Source organism: Janthinobacterium sp. BHSEK, from assembly GCF_056174685.1.
In genome coordinates this window covers 1-747 of record NZ_JBWBYV010000141.1, presented here as the reverse complement: position 1 = coordinate 747, position 747 = coordinate 1, and the positions used below count along the sequence as shown (strand labels likewise).

Genomic DNA, 747 nt, shown 5'->3' with positions numbered 1-747 from the left:
GACGCAAGCAGGGGGCGGCGCGACCTATCGAAAACCCAGCCTGGCACAGGTGGCCGAACTGGACGCCAGGCTGCTGCGTGGCCAGCGGCCCGGAGGCCACGCCATGCGCAGAATGCTCAAGGATGGCGCAGCGGCTGGCGCATCGGTGCTGGGGCGTCTCGGCCTGACACGCGCGCTCGCGCCACGCCTGACGGTGCTGCTATACCATCGCGTCAGCGATAGCGCGCGCGACAATCTCAGCGTCGGAATCGCACAGTTTGACCGGCAAATGGCATTGCTGCGCAAGCATTGCACGGTGCTGCCGATCGAGCAGGCGCTGAGGCTCGAATCAATCCCCGCCTCGCCCCGCCCGCTGGTATGCGTCACCTTCGACGACGGCTACCTGGACAACTACACCAACGCCGTGCCTATCCTCATGAAGCACCGGATTCCCGGCGCATTTTTTGTCGCCACCGGCTTCATTGGCACCGGGCGCGCCTTTCCGCACGACGCGCGACGGGGCAACCCGGCGATACCGATGATGACCTGGCAACAGCTGCGCGCGATGCGCGACGAGGGTTTCCTGATCGGCTCCCACACCGTCAACCATATCGACTGCGCGGCCGAACCGGAAGACGTCGTTCGCCACGAACTGGCGCGCTCGCGTGACGATTTGCGGCACGCACTGGGACTCGAAAGCGTCGTGCTCGGCTATCCATACGGGGGACGCCGGCACATGACGCCAGAGCGCCTCGAACTGGTCAGGCA

General features: G+C 65.9%; 1 protein-coding gene. It reads left to right on the top strand.

Annotated features, from left to right (window positions below; translation table 11 throughout):
- Positions 1-103: 103 nt before the first annotated feature.
- The coding region (locus tag AC0V2Y_RS27570) for a polysaccharide deacetylase family protein (RefSeq protein ID WP_475418279.1) at positions 104-747 on the top strand (644 nt) is incomplete at its 3' end.